Below are 25,485 nucleotides of genomic sequence, written 5' to 3'. Positions count from 1 at the left end.
AAAGTCAATATCCATATCATACAGGTGGTGGGAAAAATTGAAGGATTTAGTACCTCTTTTAAAAGTGAAGGATTTGCATATATCTTTTCACACACGGGATGGCGAATTAGAAGCTGTCCGTGGTATTAGCTTTGAAGTAAACAAAGGAGAAACACTTGGTATTGTTGGGGAATCAGGAAGCGGGAAAAGTGTAACTGCCCGGAGCATTTTACAACTCCTCCCATCACCTCCTTCTTTTTTAAAATCAGGAAGTATCACCTTTCAGGAGGAAGAACTCACAACAAAAACGGAAAAAGAAATGCAGGCTGTAAGAGGTCATGATATTGGCATGATTTTTCAAGACCCTATGACTTCTCTCAACCCAACGATGCGGATCGGCCCCCAAATCGCCGAAAGCTTGATCAAACGCAAGAAGCTTTCAAAAGAAGAAGCTAAACGACAGGCCATTGACCTTATGAAACTTGTAGGGATTCAGCATAGTGAGGAGCGCTATCAGCAATATCCGCATGAATTCTCTGGCGGTATGCGTCAACGAATCGTCATTGCCATCGCTTTAGCCTCTCAGCCAGCCTTGCTTATCGCAGATGAACCAACGACCGCACTCGATGTAACAATGCAATCCCAAATTTTACATGTGATGAAGGATATTCAAGAACGATTTGGGACATCGATTATTTTCATCACACACGACTTGGGTGTTGTTGCCGGAATGTGTGATCGGGTGGTTGTGATGAAAGAAGGAAAAATTGTCGAGTCAAATACAACAGAAGAATTGTTTGAGAACCCTCAGCATGCATATACACAACAGCTTCTCAATGCTTTGCCTCGTTTACATGAAAAGAAAAAAAACAAGAAAGATTTTGATGCCATGCATTTCAGACATCACCCGGCTTTACTGGAAGTTAAATCATTATCTCAGCACTTTCAAATCGGTAAAGGGCATGTACTAAAAGCGGTTGATCAGATTGATTTTTTGATTAAACGTGGAGAGACACTGGGACTTGTTGGCGAATCAGGTTCTGGGAAATCAACCACTGGCCGAGCGATCCTTCGCTTAAACGAACCAACAGATGGCGATATCTTATTTCAAGGCATTCCAATCCACCGTCTGTCGAAAAAAGAAATGAAAACGATGCGACGGCATATGCAGATGATTTTTCAAGACCCTTATTCTTCTCTAAACCCTCGCTTTAAAGTGCTGGATATTATCGGACAGGCGCTTGATCTCCACAAGTTAAGCACAACCAACACTGAAAGGAGAAAAAGGTTGGAAGAACTGCTTGAGATGGTTGGCCTAAAGCCTTCACATGCCGATCGGTATCCTCATGAATTCTCCGGAGGACAGCGCCAGAGAATTGGGATCGCAAGGGCGCTTGCCGTCAAACCACAATTGATAGTATGTGATGAACCTCTGTCTGCACTTGATGTTTCTATCCAAGCGCAAATTGTACGCTTGTTAGAGGATCTTCAGAAAAAGCTTGGGTTGACTTATTTATTCATTGCACACGATTTGTCGATGGTGAAACATATTAGTGACCGAGTAGCAGTGATGTATGCTGGGAAAATTGTGGAATTAGCCGAAAGTGAGGAGCTTTACAACAATCCACAGCACCCCTACACAAAATCGCTACTTTCAGCTATCCCTATACCTGATCCTAAAGTAGAAGCAAAGAAGGAAAGATTCGTTTCGACAGAACAGATGGACGAAGATATTTATGATTTACAGAATGCAGAGCTAGTAGAAATATCAAAAGATCACTGGGTTGCCATTCCAAAAGCACAATAAAAAAGGTGTCCCCGTTGTACCGGGGCCACCTCTCAGATTGTTGACAAAGAGCTAAAATGAACTTTATTTTAGCCCTTTGTCTTCTTTTTAGTGTGATAGAAAACCTTTGCAGTCTAGGAAGGACGCGTACCGGAGCGAATTTGACATTCGTGAACACCGGCACGCAGGACTGATACCGAATGCATGGGTTTGTCTACATGCTAAGAGTGAGCTGCTGCGCTCACCTTTGATAATTCAAACGCATCATGAAGGGCTTCTACCGCTTTCACCATATCTTCACGATCCACGACGGTTGAGACTTTGATCTCAGACGTACTGACCATTTTGACTTGGATGTCTTTTTGAGCTAACACGGCGAACATTTCAGCCGCAACGCCTGGGTTTGAAACCATACCAGAACCAACGATAGATACTTTGGCTAATTTACTTTCTGTCTCAATCTGCTCATAGCCAAGTGCCCCTTTATATTCTTCTAGTACTTCCACTGTTTTGGACAAATCATCCGTTTTAACAGAGAAAGAAATTGACGTCTGATTCGTGCTTGTGACGGACTGGATAATGATATCGACATTGATATTTTGCTTAGCAAGCGTCGTAAAAATGGTCGACAATGTTGTTAAACCGCTTGAAAGCCCGCACACCGTCACGCGTGTCATCTGATCTTCAAATGCAATTCCTCTTACCACTAAATTTTGTTCCATGGATGATTCCTCCTCGATTAACGTCCCCGATTCATTTTCAATACTAGAACGGACTTCTAAAGGGACTTGGTAATTTTTCGCAAACTCGACCGCTCTCGGGTGCAGCACGCCAGCTCCTAAATTGGCTAACTCAAGCATTTCATCGTATGAAATACCTGCGAGTTTTCGCGCAGACGGCACATAACGCGGATCTGTCGTAAACACGCCTGGTACGTCCGTATAAATATCACATTTGTCCGCTTTGAGTGCCGCAGCTAGTGCCACAGCCGTCGTATCTGATCCACCTCGTCCGAGTGTTGTAATATGTAGATCATCCGCAATCCCTTGGAAGCCTGCTACAACGACGATTTTTCCCGCACTTAGCTCCTCTTTGATTCTTGATTCATCAATGTCCACGATTCTTGCATTTCCGTGCACCTTCTCTGTTTTCATCCCAGCCTGCCAGCCTGTAAAGGAAATGGCGTCATAGCCTTTTGCCTGCAGTGCCATCGCCAATAACGAAATGGTCACTTGCTCTCCAGTCGTGAGCAGCATATCCATTTCTCTTTTGCTTGGATCATCTGTGAGTTCTTTCGCTAGGTCTACTAGAACATCCGTTGATTTGCCCATCGCAGACACAACCACGACCACATCATTTCCTGCCTCGCGTTCAGCGATGACTCTCTCTGCGGCTTTGCGAATTTTTTCTGTTGATCCAACGGATGTTCCGCCAAATTTTTGTACAATTAGTCCCATGTCTACCACCCTTTTTCAAAAGATCACGTGTGAGAGAAGAGGCTGCGGAGACTGCTCTGTTCACTGCAAATAAAAAAGCAATGAGAGAACAAATCTCCCATTGCTTTAAAATCATCATCAAACGATGCAAACAATGAGATAGCCCTCCAAGAAATGAATTCTTGACAGCCCTACATTTCTTCAATGTACAGCCAGCGAATAAAATGAGTGGATTTTATTCACTTCGGCGACGCTCCCCTTTCAGCCCTCTTCTTAGATCCCATCGATCTCTGAAGGCCTACTCTTGAAGTTCGCACCTCTATCTTCAACAAACAACACGTTCATTTATTAAATTAGTCACATTTTAACAGACTTTTGGAGAAAGTACAATCTATTTTTTTAATGCCTCCATTAAAAGTTCAGCCGTTTGTTTCGGAATTCCTGCGTCCTGAAAATCTTGGATAGAGGCTTCTTTCATCTTTTTCACAGAGCCAAACTGTTTAAGCAGCTGCTTTTTACGTTTTTCTCCGATACCTGGCACATCATCTAAAATAGATTGAAATGCATTTTTTCCGCGTAGTTGCCTGTGAAAGCTGATGGCAAACCGGTGCACTTCATCTTGAATACGCTGCAATAAATAAAAGGCCTGGCTGTTACGCTCTAGTGCCACAATTTCAAGCGTATCACCCATCATAAGATTCGATGTCCGGTGTTTTTCATCTTTCACAAGACCTGCCACAGGAACAGACAGATTTAATTCATTTTCGAGCACATCTATGGCTGCGTTGATCTGTCCTTTTCCTCCGTCAATTAAAATCAAATCTGGCAGCGGCAGCTCATCCTTTAACACACGTGTATACCGCCTTCTAATGACTTCACGCATGGAGGCATAATCATCTGGCCCTGCAACAGTTTTAATTTTGTATTTTCGATATTCCTTTTTATATGGCTTCCCGTCCTGAAAGACAACCATAGCGGAAACTGGGTCTGCTCCTTGAATATTGGAGTTATCAAATGCCTCGATCCGGTAGGGCATATAAATATTAAGTGCATCGCCGAGCTGCTTCACCGCCCCAATTGTCCGTTCTTCATCACGCTCGATAAGCGAAAATTTTTCTTTGAGAGCGATTTTGGCATTTTGATGTGCAAGTAAAAGTAAATCCTTTTTCTTTCCTTTTTTGGGCTGATGAACATTCGTTTCAAGCAATTGCTCAATCATCTCTTGATCGACGCTGTCTGGCACCAAAATTTCCTTCGGCAGAAAATGGTTGTTCTTTTCATAAAACTGCCCCACAAACGTTAGAAATTCTTCCTCAGGGTCTTGATACATAGGGAACAAACTGACATCGCGCTCAATTAATTTCCCTTGTCTGATAAAGAAAACTTGGACACACATCCAGCCTTTATCATAAGCATAGGCAAATACATCACGATCGGATAGGTCACTCATCGTCATCTTCTGCTTTTCCATCGTTGAGTCAATGTATGCGATTTGATCTCTCAGTTCTTTTGCCCGCTCAAACTCTAATTGTTCGGCCGCTTCTTGCATCTTCTCTGTTAATTCTTTCTTAATTTGCTGATGCCCTCCGTTTAGAAACCTTGTGATTTCATCCACGAGCTGCTTATTCGTTTCCTCAGAAATGTCATACACACACGGGGCGAGACATTGGCCAAGATGATAATAAAGACAGACGCGGTCAGGGAGTGTTGCACATTTCCTAAGCGGATATAAGCGGTCGAGCAGCTTTTTCGTTTCTCGAGCTGCTTGCACGTTCGGATATGGACCGAAGTATTTTCCTTTATCCTTTTTCACATTGCGGGTGACGATCAGCTTCGGATGCCGTTCATTCGTAATTTTAATAAAAGGATACGTTTTGTCGTCCTTGAGCATGACGTTATATTTCGGGTCATACTTTTTAATTAAATTCAGCTCTAAAATGAGCGCCTCAATATTGGAAGAGGTGACAATGTATTCAAAGTCTTCAATTTCACCGACAAGCCGCTGCGTCTTGGCATCATGAGATCCAGTGAAATAAGACCGCACCCTGTTTTTTAATACCTTTGCCTTCCCTACATAAATGACCGTATTTTGTCTATCTTTCATTAAGTAGCAGCCTGGTTGATCAGGTAAGACTGACAGCTTTTCTTTGATCAATTTGTTCATATTTTCATCCGTCCTTGTTTTCCTCTTTCACTCCTTCTAGTGTATCACGAACATTTGTTTTATACCATGTTGAAAGAAAAGCGGCTCTCGACTATACGAGAACCGCTTTAGAGATTATGCCGCATGGGCAAAATCGGTTTATAGATGTTTGTTGACAAGCTCAGCTAGTGCTTCTTTTGGTTTGAAACCAACAGACGTTTCGACGACTTCTCCGTCTTTTAAAACAAGAAGTGTTGGGATACTCATAACGCCGTATTTACCAGCAGTTTCTTGGTTATCATCCACATCAATTTTAACAATTTTCATTTTATCGCCCATTTCTTGATCAAGTTCTTCAAGAACTGGAGCGATCATTTTACAAGGTCCGCACCACGGTGCCCAAAAGTCTGCAAGAACAACACCTTCTGCAGTTTCTTGTGAAAATGTTGCGTCAGTCGCTTTTACGATTGCCATTATTCATTCCTCCAATGTAAATTATGCTTTTTAGTATAGCATCTACCCATGTGACTTGCGAATGAAATGCTTACGAATCATTTTTTATGAAATGAATTAAAAAATAAACCGTATAATCGCACCAATGACAACAATCGCACCGATGATCATCAGAATGGTTCTAAGCATATGACATAACTCCCTTTCCGCTTCATTTACCATGTATGTTGCCCCAACATTCTTCTCATCAAACATAGAAATATGCGAACAAGCTAGGCCGCCAGTCATTTTGATGACTGGGTTAGATGGGAGTTCGAGCCGTAGGACGCTGACCATTAGCAGATTGGGCGAACTTGAGGCTCAATTGACTGATGGCTTTTTCTCTATGCAAATCCCTTCAGCGGGCCTTTGCTTCAGGATGACATACAAAAAACCCAGAATACCTAGGCATTCTGGGTGGATGAGCGTTACGAGTGGATATTCATCTTTTTTAACTCTTCATTTAAAAGCGGAACGACTTCGAACAAGTCACCAACAATTCCGTAATCAGCTATTTTGAAGATTTCGGCTTCAGGGTCTTTGTTAATCGCCACAATGACTTTGCTGTTAGACATGCCCGCTAAATGCTGAATCGCTCCTGAAATCCCGCACGCAATGTAAAGGTCAGGTGTAACAACTTTTCCAGTTTGACCAATTTGCAGAGCATAATCGCAGTAGTCAGCGTCACATGCACCACGCGAAGCACCAACTGCTGCACCTAACGTTTGGGCAAGTTCTTTCAGCGGCTCAAAGCCTTCCTTGCTCTTGACCCCCCGCCCTCCTGCGACAATGATCTTTGCTTCAGATAAATCGACGCCCTCTGACGTCTTTTTAATGACTTCCTTCACAATTGTTCGCAGGTTCTGAATATCGACAGAAACTGGCATGACTTCTCCGCTTCGTGACGCATCCCGCTCCAGCGGCGGCACGTTGTTTGGCCGAATGGTCGCCAACAGCAGACGATCTGTCGAAATGACTTTTTCAAAGGCTTTCCCTGAATAAATCGGTCTAGTGAAAACAAGATGCTCACCGGTAACGCTTACATCTATTGCATCTGAAATTAAACCTGTTTGCAGGCGTGCGGCTATTTTTGGTGACAAGTCTTTTCCGATAGACGTATGACCAAAGAGCACTGCATCTGGATTGACTTGATCTAATATCGCCTGAAGCGCCTGTGCGAAACCATCAGACGTATAATAAGAAAGATGCGGGTGCTCCACAATCATCACATGATCCGCACCATAATACAGCAGTTCCTCCGCTTGCTCTTTAACGTTATCCCCTATTAAAACGCCAATTACTTCACCGCCATCCGCCACCTTGTGAGCGGCAGCAATCGCTTCAAATGTCACGTTTCTTAATTTACCGTCACGACTTTCTCCAAGTACAACAACTTTTTTACTCATCTTTCATGCTCCCCCTTGTTCTCGTGATTGATAAAGTGGATGTTTAGATGACTTTTGCTTCATTTCTTAGCAGATCGGTCAGTTCCTTGACTTGATCCTGAAGCTCGCCGCTCAGCACCTTGCCCCCCTCTTTTTTCTCCGGTAAGAAACGTTCGATTGTTTTGATTTTATATGGCACATCGTCTTCATCGAGATCTAAATCATCTAGTTCCAATTCCTCTAAAGGCTTTTTCTTCGCCTTCATGATTCCTGGTAACGATGGATAACGAGGCTCATTGAGACCTTGCTGCGCTGTGACCACAAGCGGAAGCTCGGCAGAAATCACTTCTACATCACCCTCTGCATCTCGTTCAATGGAAGCGGAGCCGCCATCAATTTGAATACTTGTAATCGTTGTGACATATGAAAAACCGAGTAATTCAGCAAGACGCGGGGCCACCTGTCCAGACCCGCCATCAATCGCTACATTCCCTGCTAAAATCAAGGAAGGTTCTTTATCCTTGAAATAGTGATAGAGAATAGTAGAAGCGGAATATTGATCCCACTCCTCCAAATCGTCTTCAACATTGATTAGAACGGCTTGATCGCAGCCCATTGCAAGGGCTGTTCTTAGCTGCTTCTCCGCATCCTCACTGCCAACTGTTACAACAGTGACTTCTCCCCCGTGCTCATCCCGGAGCTGAATCGCTTCTTCAATTGCATACTCGTCATAAGGATTAATAATGAACTCTGCTCCATCTTCTTGAATGGCACCAGACTGAATCGAAATTTTCTCTTCCGTGTCAAACGTACGCTTCATCAAAACAAATATATTCATTCATTTCTCCCCCTTGTGTCGTACTGATCCCTTACTCCCCTTTAAAATTCGGTTTGCGCTTTTCGATAAAGGCTTGGATGCCTTCTTTGGCATCATTCGACTGGAACACCTCACCAAACTTTTTCGCTTCCAGCTTCATTCCGCCATCATATGAATACACTTTTGCTGCATTCAATAACTCAAGTACATACTCAAGCGTTTTAGGGCTTTTTGCTGCAAATTTTGCCGCCAGTGTTTTGGCTGCTTCCAGCGCTTCTTCCTCTGTTTCCGCAAGTTTTGAAACAAGTCCGCAGGCAAATGCTTCTTCTCCAGTAATCGGCTCAGCGGTTCCCATCATTTCAAGTGCTTTAGCAGAACCAACGTAGCGAGGCAGGCGCTGCGTTCCGCCGAATCCTGGAATGATACCGAGGTTTAGCTCCGGCAGTCCAAGTTTTGCATCTTTTGTTGCAATTCGAATATCACACGACATCGCCAGTTCAAGGCCACCGCCTAACGCTGCCCCGTGAATGGAGGCAATGACAGGCTTTGAACATTGTTCAATTCGTTCAAACACTTGCTGTCCTCGGTCTGCAAGGCTTGCATAATCAGACTCTTTCTGTAAGGTCGTAAATTCTTTAATATCAGCACCTGCTGAGAAAAACCTTCCTTCTCCATGGATGACAATGGCTCTCACTTCACTGTTTTGTTCGAGCTCGTCAAACATGTCATTGAGTTCAGTGAGGAGCTGAGAAGATAAGGCGTTTGCAGGCGGATGTTGAATCGTAATGAGCGCTGTCTGTCCTTCTTGATGTAAGCTGAGTATCTTTTCCATGTCAATCATCCTTTTTCAATTGTCTTTAAGATTGATGTATTCCGTTTAAGAGAAGATCATGTACGTTTTCTGCGAGTGCAGGAAGGTCATACTTTTGATCATTCATCACCCATGTTGTAGCGGTTTCATCAATCGTCCCAAATACCATTTGTCTCGCTAAGCGGACATCTAAATCTTGTCTGAATTCTCCTGATTTCTTTCCTTCTGTTAAAATCGAGTCGAGCATATTTAAATACCCTTTCAGCACCTCATTGATTTTTTGCCGCAGCTCAAGGTTTGACTGTCTGAGTTCCAGCTGTGTCACAAGGGCCAAATGATGATCTTGCGAAAGCAGGCGAAAGTGTTCCTGAATCAATAGATGAAGCTTTTCTTTGGCAGACGGTTTCTTTTGAATATCTGTTTCCATCCGTTCGATGAATTGCCCCATTTTTTCTTTAAATAATGAGATCAGAATATCCTCTTTGTTTTTGAAATAAAGATAAATCGTTCCGTCTGCTACCCCTGCTTGTTTGGCAATCTTTGAAACTTGTGATTGATGATAGCCGTTCTCTGCAATCACCACAACTGCTGCATCAATAATTTGCATGTACTTCGGTCTTTTCTGCTTCAATGTGCTTCGTCCCTTTCTAAATTGAATGAGTATTCATTCATAACTTTATGTTAAAAAGAAACGATTGATTTGTCAAGAGATGTTCTTCTTTCTTTTCAACCTTTAGCATACCAAAGCTAACACGTACAATTCAAATCATCCGGCCCATGGACCGGATGACGCTCGTTCGTTCTCTCATTGATCGACTGGCGCTTCAGATGAAGCTGATTGCTTTCTTTTTTCTTCTTCAATTAACACTCTGCGCAAGATTTTTCCTACAGCCGTTTTAGGCAAGGATTCCTTAAATTCATACACACGCGGCACTTTAAATGAGGCAATTCTCGTTCTGACAAAACGATCAAGTTCTTCTTCTGTTAAATAGGCATCCTTTTTCGGAACAACAAAGGCTTTCACTGTTTCTCCCCTGTATGGGTCTGGAATACCTGCCACGACGACTTCTTGTACAAGCTCATGCTCATAAAGGGCTTCTTCGACCTCTCTTGGGTAAATATTATAGCCGCTCGCGATGATGACATCTTTTTTCCGGTCTACGATATAGAAAAAACCATCCTCATCCATATATCCGATATCTCCAGTGAAAAACCAGCCGTCTCTTAACACTGCCGCTGTCTCCTCTGGCTGATTCCAGTACCCTTTCATGATTTGAGGACCTTTGACGATGATCTCTCCGTGCTCATATGGCTCTTTGAGTCCACCCGTTTCCTCGCAATAAATACCGGCATCTGTATTCGGCCAAGGGCACCCAATACTTCCTATTTTGTTCTCCCCCCATAAGAAATTGGCATGAGTGACGGGTGATGTTTCTGAAAGGCCATACCCCTCTACCAGCCTTCCTCCTGTTAATTTTTCAAAGCTCTGTTTGACTTCAACAGGAAGAGCTGCCGATCCGCTTAGACAAGCCGTGATCGAGGATAGGTCATATTTTTCAATGTTTGGGTGATGAAGCAGGGCGATATACATCGTTGGTGCTCCTGGAAACAGCGTCGGTTTTTGTTTTTCAATGGTTTTGAGGGCATCAGCCACATCAAAACGCGGAAGAAGAATCATTTGATGCCCTTCTTTGACTGCAAGGTTCAATACAGTGGTCATTCCGTACACATGAAAAAAAGGAATGATGCCAAGAATCCGTTCTTTTCCTCGGTTCGTTTTATACATCCAGGATGCACACATTTCTGTATTGGCTAAAATATTTTCGTGTGTGAGCATGACCCCTTTCGGTAAACCGGTCGTTCCGCCTGTATATTGCAAAACGGCAATATCCTCTTTCGGTTCAAAGGATCGCTGCGGAATTCGTTCCCCTGACGATTCTTTCATGATCTGTGAGAAGTGATGAATGGAGTCACTCTTCTCGACTTGAATGACCATGTTGTTTTTTCTTCGCTGCACGATTGGGAACAGTATGTTTTTTGGGAATGGCAAATAATCTTGTAATTTAGTGATGATCAAGTGCTCCATACTTGTCAGCGCTTTCATTTTATAGGCCTTTGGATACAATAAATCGAGAGTGATCAGCACCTTTGAGCCGCTGTCCTCCATTTGATATTCTAGTTCTTTCTCTGTATAAAGCGGGTTTGTTTGAACCACAATACCGCCTGCTATTAAAACCGCATAATAAGAAATGACCGATTGCGGGCAGTTTGGCAGCATAATCGCTACTCTATCGCCTTTTTTCACACCGATTTCAATCAGGTGATTGGCCAATTTGAGCGCGTCTTCTTGTAACTGCTGGTAGGTGATGTTTTTTCCTAAAAAATGAATGGCTATATGCTCTGGTGCTGCCTCTGCGGAGCTGAATAAGTAAGATTGTAAGGTTTCATTTGGAATGGTGAGTTCGTGGGGAATTTGATTCGGGTAATGCAGAAGCCATCGTTTATCTGACTGCATAAAAACCCTCCTTCCTGAACTTTCGTACTATTTTATTATAGCAAACTTTTCCTTAGGGCAGTTTGCTTTTTTCAAATAGGGCTTGGTTCCATTGCGCACCTTTATTTTTTCGACTGTGTTTCTATAGATGCTCTTTTCCCTTCATGATGCCACTTCTCATATAATCCCCCGATCGCACGGAATGCCTCATTGACTCTTTCCACGATCTGTTGATGAATACTGGGGTCATTAGGTAAATGTGTTTGGATGTTATCAACTTGGTACTGTCTCATCATGTCTAGGTAGACAGTGAGAAAGATGGTATCTTCTAAAATCCAGTAAATGACTTCATCCGCCTCTTTTGTTCTTTTATTAAGCACTTTGACTCCTCGTTCATATTGAATGAGGATATAGCCATGTGATTCAATCTCGATATATGGGCTCAAATCATCAAAAAACCCCGTCGTTTGAAAGGGGCGTGCAATATAAGGTTCATATATGTCTTGGGGGAGGGCTGTCTTTTTGAGACATGTTTTAATGTGCTTGATTAATTCGTCTTTTTGCAGGATGTGATTCATTCTAATTCGCCGCCTTTGAATGAGTGAAAAGCTGTCAAGGCTTTCCCTGACAGCTTTCTAGAAAGTATGCTTCATTTCACAGGAACATGTAAACAGCACCAATGACCGCAAAAGTGCAGGCAACGATGATTAATACTTTGGCTAACTTTTCCATGTCGTCTCCTTAAATGCCGGCTGCTACTACGTAAGACAGCCCAACTGAAATCATGAGTGAAATAAACCCGACCGCTCTATTATCATTTTCAATCTCTTTATCTACTTTAAATCTTGGTGTTAAAAATTCAAAAATGAAGTAGCTGACAAGCAGCATCACAAAGCCGTACACGCCCCATCCAACCATTTGAAGAAGAGAGTTATGCTGTGCGATGGAATGTTGAAACACATTTGCAATCCCAAAAATTTTCCCGCCTGTTGCCATGGCAACCGCTAAATTCCCCCGCTGAATCTCTTCCCAGTTTTTATAGGAGGTCACGAGTTCAAAAATGGTTAGAAATAAGACTAAACATAGGACGGCCACACTGTAATAGGCGGCAATTTCCACAAGTTCATTTTCCCAAAAGGCTTTCATGCGTTTTCTCCTTTTTACTTTAATTCGACGATGGTGACGCCTGATCCTCCCTCGCCTTGTTCTCCAAAACGAGCATTTTTCACACTACGGTGCTGTTTTAATAATTCCTGGACCCCTTTCCTTAGGGCGCCAGTTCCTTTTCCGTGAATAATCGACACACGCGGATAGCCAGCTAATACAGCATCATCTAAATATTTCTCGACTCTGCTTAAAGCATTCTCATAACGCTCTCCTCTTAAATCAAGCTCAAGCGATACATGATAGTCTTTCCCTTTCACTGCCGTAATGGCCTTCTCTTGCTTAAATTCCGGTGCTGATTTGATAAATTCCATGTCTTTTTCTTTGACTTTCATTTTCAGAATGCCCATTTGGACACTCCATTCTTTGTTACCCGTTTGTTCGATCAGCGTTCCTTTTTGTCCAAACGTCAGCACTTTGACTTCATCGCCTGGCTTTAGCTGTCTCGATGTTTTTTTCACTGGCTCTGGTTTTTTCTTCCGGTCAAACTCAGGGACAGCTTCTTCAAGACGTTTCCTCGCATCAATGAGTTCATGTTCTTTAAACGAACGATGCTCACTTTTAATGGATCGCAGCTCTTGAATAATGTCTTCTGCTTCTTTTGCTGCTTGTTCAATTTTCTCTGCCGCTTTTTGTTCGGCTTCTTCAAGCAGCTTGTCCTTTTGTTCATTCCATTCAAGGATTTGTCTTTGCAGTTCCTTATGAAGCTTCTCAGCTTCTCTTCTATAGACTTCCGTCTCATGCAGTTCTTCTTCTGCCTTCTTCTTGCTGGCTTCTAATGAAGCAATCATTTGGTCTACTTCATTATGCTCTGCATGCATATCCGCTTTTGCTCTGTCAATCAGATGATGAGGTAAACCAAGACGTTTGGAAATTTCAAATGCATTACTTCGTCCAGGCACACCAATGAGCAAGCGATATGTTGGGGATAAGGTTTCAATGTCAAATTCGACACTTGCATTTGTGACCCCTTCTCGGTTATACCCGTATGCCTTCAGCTCAGGATAGTGAGTCGTTGCAATGACGCGCGCATTTGTTTGATGAACTTCATCTAAGATGCTCATTGCAAGTGCCGCACCTTCAGCAGGATCTGTTCCTGCCCCTAATTCATCAAATAACACGAGTGAACGAGGTGTCAAATTCTTTAAGATATCCACAATATTGACCATATGAGATGAGAACGTACTCAAGCTCTGTTCAATGGACTGTTCGTCTCCAATATCGGCAAATACTTGGTCGAATACAGCCACTTCTGATCCTTCCTCCACTGGAATATGAAGACCAGCCTGCGTCATCAGAGTCAGGAGCCCGAGTGTTTTTAACGTGACTGTTTTACCACCTGTATTTGGTCCAGTAATGACGATTGTTGAAAAATCCTTACCAAGCTCAATGTCATTTGCCACGACCTGATCGCGGGGCAATAGGGGATGCCTTGCTCGCTTTAAATAAATCTCCCCTTGCTCATTGACGGAAGGCTTTGTGGCTTTCTCTGCTTTTGCATATTTCGCTTTGGCAAAGATAAAATCTAATGTCTGAAGTTCATTCACATTGTGCAGCAGTTCATCAATGTGCTCTGATACACTTGCTGTCAGCATTTGCAGAATCTTTTCGACCTCTTGCTTTTCTTTTAAGCGAGTTTGCTGCAAGGTATTATTCAAGTCCACGACCACCTGCGGCTCAATAAAAAGAGTGGCTCCTGAAGAAGACTGATCATGAACAATCCCGCCGTAATTCGAGCGGTACTCTTGTTTCACCGGAATGACAAAACGATCATTCCGTATGGTCACAATGGTGTCTGAGAGCATCTTTGAAGCAGATTGTGATCGAATCATGGATTCTAATTTATCTCGTACTTTTGATTCTAGTGTTCGTAATTGCGTTCGTATTGTGCGAAGTGCCGGTGTTGCGTGATCAAGCACTTCTCCATTATCACCGATACAGCTCTCGATTTCTTTTCTGACTTCGGGCAGTAAAATAAGTGATTCTGCATATGTATGAAGACGTGGTATGTCGACACCATCTTCATACATAGACGTGAGAAAGTGCTTCATATTTTTGGTTGTATATAATAGCCCTGCGATTTCCATCAGCTCAAGAGGACTTAATGTACTGCCGATTTGTGCTCGTTTGACGCCTCGTCTAATATCCGTTAAGCCGCCAAACGGCGCTGATCCTTTTAGGCGGATCACATCTTGCGCTTCTGCTACCTCTTCCAGCAAATGCTGAATGGTTTCGATATCCGTGAGCGGTGTTAAATCCTGCGCTTTTTCTTTTCCTAAAGTGGATGCAGTATAGGACATGACTTTTTCTTTTACTTTATGAAATTCTAATGATGCCAACACTTTTTGTTGCAGCATGGTCCAGCCTCCTAACGACTACCTGTCACGCGTTAAAAACTTTTTCATCTCATGGAGAGAAAATGTATTCACGACATTTGCTTTTGGTGTCCAGCCCTTTCTTGCAGCTGTTACACCAACTTCCATATGATCCAGCATAGCGATGTTGTGCGCATCTGTGTTGATCATGATGTTCACACCCGCTTCGTTTGCTTTCATTAAATGCTCTGCTTTCAAATCAAGTCTCGACGGGTTGCTGTTGAGCTCCAATGCAGTGCCCGTTTTTTTCGCAAGCTCTATGAGCTGATCGATATTTAAGGCATAACCATCCCGTCTGCCGATTAAACGGCCTGTTGGATGGGCAATTAAATCCACATGCTGATTGTTTAAGGCATTTTCAAGACGCTTCATGATGACTTCCTCTGGCTGAGAGAAGCTAGAATGGATCGAGGCGATCACAAAATCCATGTCCGCTAAAAAGTCATCATCATAATCTAATGAGCCATCCGGCAGAATGTCCATTTCGACCCCTTTGAAAATGTGAAAATGCTCCAATTCCTGATTGAGTTGATCAATTTCTTTTGCTTGCAGACGCAAACGTTCTTTCGTTAAACCGTTTGCCACTTTTAAATATTGAGAGTGATCTGTGATGGCCATGTATTCATAACCTTTTTCAATACATGCCTCTGCCATTTCACGAATAGAGAATGCGCCGTCACTCCATGTTGAGTGCATGTGAAGGTCGCCTTTCATATCTTTCAGTTCTACAAATTGCATACTTTCTTTATACGAATCAATCTCCGCTCCGGTTTCACGAATTTCTGGGGGAATGAGCGGAAGCTGGAAATGTGCATAAAAAGCGCTTTCGTCTTCAAATGTTTTCACTTCGCCCGTTTCAATCGTTTCAACCCCATATTCGCTAATACGTTCTCCACGCTCCTTGGCAAGCTGGCGCATGCGAATGTTATGATCTTTTGAGCCAGTGAAATGATGCAGCGTTGTCGCAAACTGATCTGTTGTGACAAGACGGAAGTCTACACTGATCTCAAAATCAAGCGCAAGAATGACAGATACTTTCGTATTACCGCTTGCAATGATATCTTTTACATCATCAAGTGCAACGAGCTGCTCTCTGACCTGTTCAGGATCATTTGTTGCAATGATATAATCTAAATCTTTGACCGTTTCACGCGCACGTCTTAAACTGCCCGCTCTTGAAAAACGAATGATTCCCTCCATACGTTTCAGCGCATCATCAATCCGCTCTGCAACATCTAATGCAAAGCCAATTGGCAGTCGTTCAGGTTGCTTTCCCGCTTCCTCAAGGGCTGCAAGAATTTTTTCTTCTGTTTTTTTACCGAAGCCAGCGAGTGATTGAACTTTCTCAGCCTCACATGCTTCTTTTAAAGACTGTGCATCGTGTACACCAAGTTCTTGGTACAGCTTAGCGATCTTCTTCCCGCCTAGTCCTGGCAATTTTAAAAGCGGAACAAGCCCTTCAGGTACTTCCTTTTTTAATTGTTCGAGAGTTTCTGATTGTCCTTTTTCCATATACTCTGTGATCACAGCAAAGGTGCCTTTGCCAATGCCAGGTAATGCTAATAGATCATCTATTTGAGAAAGACTGCGGTCATCTTGTTCAAGTGCCGCTGCCGCTTTACGAAAGGCAGATATTTTAAAAGGATTATCTCCTTTTAGCTCCATATAAATTGCAATGGTTTCAAGAAGTTTTATGATATCTTTTTTATTCATGTCTCATCCTCCAGCCGCTTTGGCATCTTCCTTTATAAATATACAAACTTTTCCTTCATCCCACAACTTTCCGTCATGGAATGAGAAAAAACTTCTCCAAGAAAGGAGAAGTTTTTAAACGCCATACGTCGTCCATAAGTCTTTGACAAGACCGGACAAATAAGGGGTGTGGCCTACGATCACATCTGCTAACATTGATTTGCTCATCATTGTTTGCAGCGCATCGACTGGAAGTAATGCAGCGACAAACAATAGAATAAACACAAATAAATATGTTTCAACAAATCCTAAAACACCGCCAAGCAGTTTGTTCACCTGTTTAATCACAGGAATACTTGCAATGGTTGTGAGCAATCCGCCAATGATGGCGAGCAGGATTTTTGTCAAGATAAACAGAATGATAAACGCAATGGTATTATAATAAGCTGTTTCTATATTCCCACTAAAGAAAGCGAGCTGCGCTTGACCACCGCTAAAGTTAGGCGCTGGAATCCACGTAAGCTGTGGGGCAAGTGACTGATAAAACATCGAAGCCACTAAAATAGAAACAACAAAGCTAATCAATTTAATAAATTGAAGAATAAACCCGCGTTTTAGACCGACAAGCGTTCCCATAAGAAGCAAAAACAAAATGATGATATCGATCACGGTAATTTCATTCCTTTTCTTTAAGCTGAAGCTCTAGTTTTTCGTATTGCTCTTTTAATTTCAAGTAGTCGTGGACGACATTGACTGCTGTCAGTACAGCTAATTTGTTTATATCAAGATATGGATTTTTTTCATTCATTTCTCTCATTTTATCATCAACAATTGAAGCAACATGTCGCATATGCATCTTCGTTTCTTGACCGATGATCGTATAGGACTGTCCATAAATCTCAACTGTTGTTTTCGTTTTACCGCCGTCAGACAACGTTTCTCCTCCATTCCACGAGAATCCTAGTCTCTATCATAACATGTTTAGACATTGAATGGAAAGACGAGCCCTTCCCTGTTATGGTACACTTTAGAAATCAATGCTATCAAGGTAAAAAAGGAGTTATCCACTGTGCCACAATCCGTCTTAAAAGCAACATCAGAAGACATGAAGAAAATGAAGAACGTGTATGCTCAACAGTTAACTGACACGCTGCCGCCAGGCGCCCTCTTTCAAGCAAAGGTTCCTGGCTGTACGATTACAGCCTACAAATCTGGAAAAGTGCTGTTTCAAGGACAAAAGGCAGAAGCCGAAGCAAGTCAGTTCAATCATTTACAAGCAGCTGAAACAAAAAGTAAAAAAACACCTTCTGCCACACAATACAGTCCGCCGCCCGGCATTGCTTCCATGTCGGTTATCGGTTCAGATGAGGTCGGTACTGGTGATTATTTTGGACCGATTACGGTCTGTGCGGCCTATGTTGATTCCAGTCAGCTTGCTCTGATGAAAGAGCTTGGGGTGAAAGACTCTAAAGGGCTAAAGGACCCGCAGATTATCAACATTGCCAAAGACTTGATCAAGACCATTCCGTTCAGCCTTCTCGTTCTTCGGAATGAAAAGTACAATGCGATGCAGGAAAATGGCATGAGCCAAGGAAAAATGAAGGCGCTGCTTCATAACCAAGTGATCACCTCCGTACTAGAAAAACTGGATGGGAAAAAGCCAGAGGCTATTCTCATTGACCAATTTGCAGAACCCGGCATTTATTTCAAGCACCTAGCGGGGAAAAAGATCATCCGGGAGCGTACGTATTTTAGTACAAAAGCAGAAGGCATCCATTTATCAGTTGCTGCGGCTTCAATTATCGCAAGATACGCCTTTTTAATTGAGATGGATAAATTATCTAAAGCAGCAGGCTTTGACATTCCAAAAGGAGCCGGTCCTCATGTCGACAAGGCGGCCGCAAAGCTCATCAAACTGCACGGTGAAGATGCTTTACGCCAATTTACAAAGCTGCATTTTGCCAACACCCAGAAAGCGAAAAAATGGTTATAATTTAAAAAAGAGCTATAGCCCTTTTAAAAGGCCATAGCTCTTTTCTTTATCCGCGCAAAACGGCTTGATACGTATCTTCTAATGCTTTCAATACTTTTGTATGAACAGCCGTCACTTCTTCTTCTGTCAATGTTTGTTCTGGGTTTAAATATTGCAGAGAGAACGCCACAGATTTCTTGCCTTCCTCCATGTGTTCACCCTCATACACGTCAAAGACGGAGAGGTCCGTCAGTAAACGGCCGCCTGCTTCATAGATGACTTGCTCCAGCTGTCCGCTTGAAATATGCTGATCGACGACGAGCGCAATATCTCTTGTCACAGCCGGGAATCTTGGAATCGCCGTATATTTCATATCCTCTGTTTCAGATGTCATGACATCCGTTAAATCGAATTCGAATACATATGTTTCTTTTAAATCTAATTCCTTTTCAACGACTGGATGAAGCGCAGCAACAAAGCCAATCACTTTTCCATTTAAGTGAACATCTGCTGTACGCCCTGGGTGAAGACCCTCACGCTCTGCTTGAACATACGTGATCTGCTCTGATACACCAAGCTTTTCAAACAGCCCTTCAGCAATTCCTTTTGCTACATAAAAATCAACGGCTTTTTTCTCGCCCTGCCAAAGGTTTTTATGCCATAGGCCTGTGATTGCTCCAGCCACATGCTCTTTCTCGACTGGCTTTGCACCTTCAGCTTCTGCTAAGAAAACAGAACCCGTTTCATAAAAGGCAAAGGAATCAGCTTGTCTTGCTAGATTATATGCGACAGAATCAAGTAAGTTTGGCAGAAGACTTTGTCTCAGCACACTGCGTTCCTCACTCATTGGCAGTGAAAGTCTTGTTTGATAAGCTGGGTTCAAGGCAAAGGCCGTAGACTTATGCTGATTCGTTAAAGAATACGTGATTGCTTGAGAAAGCCCTGCTCCTTCCAAGAAACGTCTCACCTTTCTACGTTTCACTTGGTATGGTGTGAGACCGCCAACTGTACCAGCTGTCACAGGCAGTGTAGACGGAATGTTATCGTAGCCGTATAATCGTGCCACTTCTTCGATAAGATCTTCTTCAATCGTAATATCCATTCTTCGAGAAGGAACCGTCACGATCAAAACGTCATTTGATTCACCCACGGTAAAGCCCAGTTTATTGAAAATATGAATCATATCTTCTTTTGAAATGCTCATTCCAAGCACTTTATTAACACGCTCCGTTGACACATGGATGACATTCATGCTTGCTTCCATGTGATTTTCCTCAACAGTGCCGCTTAGCACTTCACCGCCAGCATAGATGCTCATCAGTTGTGCCGCTCTTTCGGCTGCTGATTTCACACGCTGCGGATCGATTCCCTTTTCAAACCGTGTGCTTGATTCACTGCGAAGCCCTAGGTCTCTAGAAGCCTGACGGACGGTTTGACCATTAAAAAATGCCGCTTCTAAAAGAATCGTTGTCGTTTCATCACGCACCTCTGATTCAAGGCCGCCCATGACTCCTGCTACAGCGTGTGCTTTCGTCCCATTTGTAATGACAAGATGCTTTGATGACAATGTGCGCTCTTGTTCATCCAATGTGTGAATCATTTCGTTTTCAGCCGCTTTACGTACGACCACCTGTTTTGAACCAAAACGATCATAGTCAAATGCATGAAGCGGCTGACCGTATTCAAGCAAGACAAAATTCGTAATATCCACAACGTTGTTAATCGGGCGAATGCCTGCATTCATCAGTCTTGTTTGCATCCAAAGCGGTGCAGGTCCTATTTTTACATTTTTAATGATCTTCGCTGCATAAAGAGGGTTTGCTTCTTGATCCTCAATGTGGACAGAAATATAATCCGATGCTTTTTCCGAAGACGATTCATATGCTGTATCAGGCAGTTTGATTTCTCTCCCTAAAATCGCTGCTACCTCATAAGCCACACCTAGCATATTGAGGGCATCGGCACGGTTTGGCGTTAATCCAAGCTCCAGTACTGCATCATCTAATTGAAGCGCCTGAAGGGCATCTTCTCCTGGTTTCACATCATTTGGGAAAACAAAAATGCCTTCTGCATATTCCTTTGGTACAAGCTTACTTTCTACTCCTAATTCTTGAAGAGAACAAATCATGCCATGAGACTCTTCGCCGCGCAGTTTGGCTTTTTTAATTTTAAAGTTCCCTGGAAGGACTGCTCCCACAGTTGCGACTGCGACATATTGTCCTTTCTCCACATTCGGAGCCCCGCAAATAATTTGTACAGGCGCGTCTTCCCCAATATCAACAAGGCATTTATTTAATTTATCCGCATTCGGATGCTGTTCACGCTCAATGACGTGTCCAACGACAACACCTTTGATGCCTTCACCTTTATACTCAACGGCTTCCACTTCAATACCGCTTCTAGTGATTTTCTCTGCTAATTCATCCGGAAGAATGCCTTCTAAATCGACATAGTCTTCTAACCATTTATATGAAACAAACATGTTGATTTCCTCCTCTTAGTCCTGCTTGAATTGCTTTGTGAATCTAATATCATTTGTGTAGAAATGGCGAATATCGTCAATGCCGTATTTCAGCATCGCAATACGTTCAACACCCATTCCAAAAGCAAAGCCTTGGTAAGTATCTGGATCAAATCCGCTCATTTTCAGTACATTCGGGTGAACCATCCCCGCACCTAAAATTTCAATCCAGCCTGTTCCTTTACATACAGAACAGCCTTTCCCTCCGCATTTAAAGCAAGACACATCGACTTCAACAGATGGTTCTGTAAATGGGAAAAAGCTTGGACGCAGTCTAATTTCACGATCTTCACCAAACATTTTTCTTGCGACCGTCTCTAGCGTTCCTTTTAAATCACTCATGCTAATATTGTGATCTACCACAAGTCCTTCAATCTGCATGAATTGATGTGAATGAGTGGCATCATCGCTGTCACGTCTATATACCTTACCAGGGCAGATGATCTTCACAGGGCCTTGGCCTTTATATTTCTCAAGTGTACGGGCCTGAACTGGTGATGTTTGAGTTCTCATCAGTGTATCTTCAGTAATATAGAAGCTGTCCTGCATATCACGTGCCGGATGTTCTTTTGGAAGATTGAGCGCTTCAAAGTTATAGTAATCGGTTTCCACCTCTGGGCCCTCTTCAACGGTATAGCCCATTCCGATAAATAAATCTTCAATGTCTTCTACAACAATCGTTAAAGGATGTCTTGCCCCGATTTTGATAGGACTTGCCGGCAATGTCACATCTATGGTTTGAGAAGCCAGCTTCTTTTTCACTTCTTCTGCTTCCAGTTGTTCATTTTTTTCCGCAATGGCACTAGCAATCTGCTCTCTTACTTCGTTTGCGAGTGCGCCCATTTTTGGTCTTTCTTCAGCGGAAAGCTTGCCCATCCCGCGAAGCACTTCTGTAATCGGGCCTTTTTTTCCTAGATATTGAACACGAATGTCATTGACCTCTTTGAGCGAGCTAGCTGCTTCTACCTTCGCTATCGCCTCTGTTTCAAGCTGTTTTAACGTTTCTTGCATGAGTGTAATCCTCCTTTTGATATACAAAACCGCCTGGATAAACGGCTGTTTGATCGTTTAAAGACAATAAAAAAACTCGTCACTTCAATATAGAAGGGACGAGTTGTGGTCGCGGTACCACCCTTGTTAAGCACACATGTGCGAATAAGCTTCATTGACATAACGGAATCAAACGAATCCGGTTCACCTTTACGCAAAACTTGCGGTCCCGGTGACAACTCCAGAGGTGAATTCCTGTTTCAGCATTCCTTAAATGCACTTTCAGTCTACGATGCATTCTCCCTATAAGGACGCTCCTTGAAACAATCTTCCTCTATCATGGTTTTTAAAATATTAGTTTTATTATAGTGAAAAATAGTGCATGATGCAACACTATCCACGCAAATGGTAGACAAGAACAGCGGCTGCGACGGCAACATTTAAGGATTCTGCTTGCCCATACATCGGAACATATAAATTCTGATCTGTCATTTGAAGGATCTCTGGATCAATGCCTGCTCCCTCGTTGCCAACAATTAACGCAAACGGACCTTCTGCCGCTATGTGTCTGTACTCTTTTGCATCCTTTAAGGCGCTTCCGTACACTGGTATGCCCTGCTCTTTAAATACTGGAATCGCCTGTTGAAGTGTTTGCTTTAAGATAGGCAGATGAAAATGTGAGCCTTGTGCTGAACGGAGCGTTTTTCCGTTAAACGCATCAACGGTTCCATCCCCTAAGATCACAGCATCAAGACCAGCGGCATCTGCTGTCCGGATCAGTGTGCCTAAATTTCCAGGGTCCTGCACCGCATCTAACAGAAGAATTCGCTCATACTTCTTTTCTTTAAACTCGGGAAGTGTGCAAACCGCTGCGATATGCTGAGGTGTTTCCGTTTCTGTCATCGCAGCAAAAGCCTCTTCACTTAATTCATACAGCTCAATGTCAGGCTGGGTGTCAGCAGGGAGCATGTCAGGCGCTGTGACCATTAACTCTTTCACAACCCCGTACTTTAATGCTTCTTCTACTAAGTGTTTTCCTTCAACGAGAAACAGTCCTGTTTTCGTTCGTTCTTTTTTTGTATGGAGCTTTTTCCATTGTTTAATGTTTGTGTTTTTAGCAGATTCTATATATTTCAAGCGACTTTAACTCCTTTAAATATCATGAATGTATTATATCTCATGCACACTACATAATAAACCTGTCTTTGAGACAGAATAGGGCTATTACCATCAAAAAAGGAGTGTGGGCAATGGATTTTAATTTAAGAGGTGCAGTCATTCAAAACATTACTGGCCATAATCAAGAGCAGCTTGAGCATACGATTTTAGATGCGATTCAAAGTGGCGAGGAAAAAATGCTCCCTGGTCTTGGCGTTTTGTTCGAAGTATTATGGCAAGAGGCATCAGAGGACGAAAAAAATGAAATCCTTGAAACATTAGAGCAAGGCTTAAAGCCTCAACAGCAGCAATAAAAAGAAGCCGGTTTGCTGATAGATAAGCAAATCGGCTTTGTTCATTTAGCCAGTGATCGGCGTTTCCATTCGAAGAGCTGGATCACGCCAGATTTCGACCCATTTTTTAATAGCGAACACGATAATGACAAAACCTAAGATCAGCATAATGATAGACAGAACCGCATTCAGCACGCTGTAGCCAGATGCTTCAGGATTGAGATAGACATTCGCAACCATCCAATAACCCGCATAATTTACCGTCACATATAAGTAAGCAAGAGGAATTAAACAAGTGAGCATATATCGCCTTTTATCCGCAATTTTCAGCACAACTGTCGCCCCAATGATTAAGCCGACCGAAGCCATTAATTGGTTTGAAACCCCAAAGAGTGCCCAAATGGACCCAATGTCTCCAGAGTAAAGCAAGTAGCCCCACATAAAACAAGCAAGTGCGCTTGCAAAGACAGATCCTGGGACCCAGTCATTTCGTTTGAGTGGTTTATAGGCTTCTCCAAAGAAGTCTTGGATTAAATATCGCGCGACACGGGTTCCCGCGTCAATCGCCGTTAAAATAAAGACAGCTTCAAACATAATAACGAATTGGAAGAAATAAGATGCCAAATGACTAAAGAACGGAATTCCCGTAAAGATGTATGCCATCCCTACAGCTAATGTAACGGCTCCACCAGTTCTTCCTTCTAAATCAAGGCCAATTTCCTTACTCAGCTGCGGAAGGTTCTCGACACTCATATCAAGCGTCCGGAACATTTCAGGTGTACTGTTAATCGCAAAATAATCTCCTGGATGCAGGGCAGTCGCAGCAATTAATGCCATGATCCCAACCAAGCATTCTACCAGCATTGCGCCAAACGCTACAGGCTTCATATCACTCCAGCGATCCAGCATTTTAGGCGTTGTCCCTGAGCCAACAAATGCGTGAAAACCGGAAATCGCGCCGCAGGCAATCGTGATGGAAATAAATGGCCAGACAGGACCAGCTAAAACAGGCCCTCCTCCATTCACAAACTCTGTAAACGCCGGAAATTGAATCGTTGGATTGACCACAAAGATCCCGGCAATGAGAGCGATGAACACACCAATTTTCATAAAACTGCTTAAATAGTCTCTTGGTGCCAAAAGCAGCCACACTGGCAGGGCCGCAGCAAAAAATGCATAGATCGGCAGGGCGAGAGCGAGTGTTTTTGTATCAAGGGTTAAAAGATCACCAAGTGCTGTTCCTTGAATATTTGGTCCAAGGAATACACCAAGCATCAGCAAAATAAATCCTGCAGATGTAGCCAGCTTTAAATTGCCGGTCTTTTTATAATAAAGACCGACCCCCATCGCAATTGGAATCGTGATTCCGACCGCAAATGTTCCCCAAGGATTTCGTTCTAAAGCATGAAGCACAACCATGGACAATCCTGCCATCGTAATCGTAATAATAAATAGCATCGCAAGCCCTGTACAAAATCCTGCAACAGGTCCTAGCTCTTCTTTCGCAACCTCTGATAGTGATTTCCCCTTTTTTCGCATCGAAGCAAATAACACGACAAGGTCATGTACAGCTCCCCCAATCACTGCCCCAATTAAAAGCCAAAGGAGACCAGGTAAATACCCAAATTGTGCGGCTAAAATTGGACCAACTAACGGGCCGGCAGCTGCAATTGCAGCAAAGTGATGTCCAAATGTGACCCATTTATTTGTTGGCACATAATCTTTACCATCCTCTAGCGTATGGGCCGGTGTAGGATGATCGTCTGTGACCTTTAATACCTTCACCATCATAAATGTGCCATAGAGACGATACGCAATCGCTAAAATACACATAGACCCTATAACAATTGTAACCGCATTCATTCAACCATCCCCTTTTTGAAAACAATTTGTTACAAATATAACATAAATTGATTGATTTTTTCTTTCCTTTAAAACCAAGTTGACAAATAGGAATAATTGATTTAATCTTAAATA

General features: G+C 42.9%; 21 protein-coding genes and 1 riboswitch. Of the genes, 3 read left to right on the top strand and 18 right to left on the bottom strand.

Features of this window, described 5'->3' with window-relative positions:
- The first annotated feature begins 37 nt into the window (after nt 1-37).
- Nucleotides 38-1,786 carry an ABC transporter ATP-binding protein gene (locus tag GPA07_RS07020; protein ID WP_157292257.1) on the top strand — a complete coding sequence of 583 codons (1,749 nt, stop codon included), beginning with the start codon at nt 38-40 and terminating at the stop codon, nt 1,784-1,786.
- A gap of 200 nt (nt 1,787-1,986) precedes the next feature.
- Here the strand turns inward: GPA07_RS07020 and GPA07_RS07015 are convergent, their stop codons facing one another.
- The 14 genes from GPA07_RS07015 to zapA form a co-directional block, all read right to left on the bottom strand.
- Nucleotides 1,987-3,222, bottom strand: coding sequence for an aspartate kinase (locus GPA07_RS07015; protein ID WP_071168818.1), 1,236 nt, complete (start codon nt 3,220-3,222; stop codon nt 1,987-1,989).
- A gap of 131 nt (nt 3,223-3,353) precedes the next feature.
- Nucleotides 3,354-3,531: riboswitch (Lysine riboswitch) on the bottom strand.
- Between the two features lie 61 nt (nt 3,532-3,592).
- A complete protein-coding gene (gene uvrC / locus GPA07_RS07010) occupies nt 3,593-5,365 on the bottom strand; it encodes an excinuclease ABC subunit UvrC (RefSeq protein ID WP_157292256.1) in 1,773 nt (590 codons plus the stop codon).
- A gap of 138 nt (nt 5,366-5,503) precedes the next feature.
- Nucleotides 5,504-5,818, bottom strand: coding sequence for a thioredoxin (trxA, locus tag GPA07_RS07005; RefSeq protein ID WP_007501629.1), 315 nt, complete (start codon nt 5,816-5,818; stop codon nt 5,504-5,506).
- Nucleotides 5,819-6,264: 446 nt separating this feature from the next.
- The gene (locus GPA07_RS07000) at nt 6,265-7,242 is read right to left on the bottom strand and encodes an electron transfer flavoprotein subunit alpha/FixB family protein (protein WP_157292255.1); all 978 of its coding nucleotides are present in this window, start codon (nt 7,240-7,242) and stop codon (nt 6,265-6,267) included.
- Nucleotides 7,243-7,285: 43 nt separating this feature from the next.
- Nucleotides 7,286-8,059, bottom strand: a complete 774-nt coding sequence (locus tag GPA07_RS06995; protein ID WP_008355971.1) for an electron transfer flavoprotein subunit beta/FixA family protein — start codon at nt 8,057-8,059, stop codon at nt 7,286-7,288.
- Nucleotides 8,060-8,090: 31 nt separating this feature from the next.
- Nucleotides 8,091-8,870 (bottom strand): enoyl-CoA hydratase, encoded by a 780-nt coding sequence (locus GPA07_RS06990; protein ID WP_071168815.1) that lies wholly within the window; start codon nt 8,868-8,870, stop codon nt 8,091-8,093.
- 25 nt (nt 8,871-8,895) lie between these two features.
- Nucleotides 8,896-9,480, bottom strand: coding sequence for a fatty acid metabolism transcriptional regulator FadR (locus tag GPA07_RS06985; protein ID WP_008355974.1), 585 nt, complete (start codon nt 9,478-9,480; stop codon nt 8,896-8,898).
- Nucleotides 9,481-9,654: 174 nt separating this feature from the next.
- Nucleotides 9,655-11,364, bottom strand: a complete 1,710-nt coding sequence (locus GPA07_RS06980) for an AMP-binding protein (RefSeq protein ID WP_157292254.1) — start codon at nt 11,362-11,364, stop codon at nt 9,655-9,657.
- Between the two features lie 101 nt (nt 11,365-11,465).
- On the bottom strand, nt 11,466-11,921 hold the full coding sequence (locus GPA07_RS06975) for an Imm63 family immunity protein (RefSeq protein ID WP_071168812.1): 456 nt from the start codon (nt 11,919-11,921) through the stop codon (nt 11,466-11,468).
- Between the two features lie 163 nt (nt 11,922-12,084).
- Nucleotides 12,085-12,489, bottom strand: coding sequence for a DUF350 domain-containing protein (locus tag GPA07_RS06970; RefSeq protein ID WP_008355981.1), 405 nt, complete (start codon nt 12,487-12,489; stop codon nt 12,085-12,087).
- Nucleotides 12,490-12,503: 14 nt separating this feature from the next.
- On the bottom strand, nt 12,504-14,861 hold the full coding sequence (locus tag GPA07_RS06965; protein ID WP_071169238.1) for an endonuclease MutS2: 2,358 nt from the start codon (nt 14,859-14,861) through the stop codon (nt 12,504-12,506).
- A 21-nt stretch (nt 14,862-14,882) separates the two neighbouring features.
- The gene (gene polX / locus GPA07_RS06960; RefSeq protein ID WP_157292253.1) at nt 14,883-16,595 is read right to left on the bottom strand and encodes a DNA polymerase/3'-5' exonuclease PolX; all 1,713 of its coding nucleotides are present in this window, start codon (nt 16,593-16,595) and stop codon (nt 14,883-14,885) included.
- A 114-nt stretch (nt 16,596-16,709) separates the two neighbouring features.
- Nucleotides 16,710-17,243 (bottom strand): CvpA family protein, encoded by a 534-nt coding sequence (locus tag GPA07_RS06955; RefSeq protein WP_071168811.1) that lies wholly within the window; start codon nt 17,241-17,243, stop codon nt 16,710-16,712.
- Nucleotides 17,244-17,250: 7 nt separating this feature from the next.
- Nucleotides 17,251-17,508: a cell division protein ZapA gene (gene zapA, locus GPA07_RS06950; RefSeq protein ID WP_008355989.1), complete on the bottom strand. Its 258-nt coding sequence runs from the start codon at nt 17,506-17,508 to the stop codon at nt 17,251-17,253.
- Nucleotides 17,509-17,643: 135 nt separating this feature from the next.
- On the opposite strand from zapA, the gene rnhC reads away from it, so the two are divergent.
- Nucleotides 17,644-18,567 (top strand): ribonuclease HIII, encoded by a 924-nt coding sequence (gene rnhC / locus GPA07_RS06945; protein ID WP_008355990.1) that lies wholly within the window; start codon nt 17,644-17,646, stop codon nt 18,565-18,567.
- A gap of 46 nt (nt 18,568-18,613) precedes the next feature.
- Here rnhC and pheT read toward each other — a convergent pair whose 3' ends face one another.
- The 3 genes from pheT to GPA07_RS06930 all read right to left on the bottom strand — a co-directional run bounded on the left by pheT (nt 18,614) and on the right by GPA07_RS06930 (nt 23,194).
- A complete protein-coding gene (gene pheT / locus GPA07_RS06940) occupies nt 18,614-21,028 on the bottom strand; it encodes a phenylalanine--tRNA ligase subunit beta (RefSeq protein ID WP_157292252.1) in 2,415 nt (804 codons plus the stop codon).
- Nucleotides 21,029-21,043: 15 nt separating this feature from the next.
- On the bottom strand, nt 21,044-22,078 hold the full coding sequence (gene pheS, locus GPA07_RS06935) for a phenylalanine--tRNA ligase subunit alpha (protein ID WP_008355994.1): 1,035 nt from the start codon (nt 22,076-22,078) through the stop codon (nt 21,044-21,046).
- Between the two features lie 372 nt (nt 22,079-22,450).
- Nucleotides 22,451-23,194 (bottom strand): TrmH family RNA methyltransferase, encoded by a 744-nt coding sequence (locus GPA07_RS06930; RefSeq protein ID WP_071168809.1) that lies wholly within the window; start codon nt 23,192-23,194, stop codon nt 22,451-22,453.
- 113 nt (nt 23,195-23,307) lie between these two features.
- On the opposite strand from GPA07_RS06930, the gene sspI reads away from it, so the two are divergent.
- Complete coding sequence (gene sspI, locus GPA07_RS06925; RefSeq protein ID WP_071168808.1) at nt 23,308-23,529, top strand: small acid-soluble spore protein SspI; 222 nt, start codon at nt 23,308-23,310, stop codon at nt 23,527-23,529.
- Between the two features lie 45 nt (nt 23,530-23,574).
- On the opposite strand, the gene cstA is transcribed toward sspI, so the two are convergent.
- Nucleotides 23,575-25,371, bottom strand: a complete 1,797-nt coding sequence (cstA, locus tag GPA07_RS06920) for a carbon starvation protein CstA (protein ID WP_157292251.1) — start codon at nt 25,369-25,371, stop codon at nt 23,575-23,577.
- Between the last annotated feature and the right edge of the window lie 114 nt (nt 25,372-25,485).

The sequence above is a fragment of the Bacillus sp. ms-22 genome, assembly GCF_009759805.1.
Taxonomy (GTDB): domain Bacteria; phylum Bacillota; class Bacilli; order Bacillales; family Bacillaceae; genus Bacillus; species Bacillus xiamenensis.
This window is presented reverse-complemented; position numbering and strand designations above follow the sequence as displayed.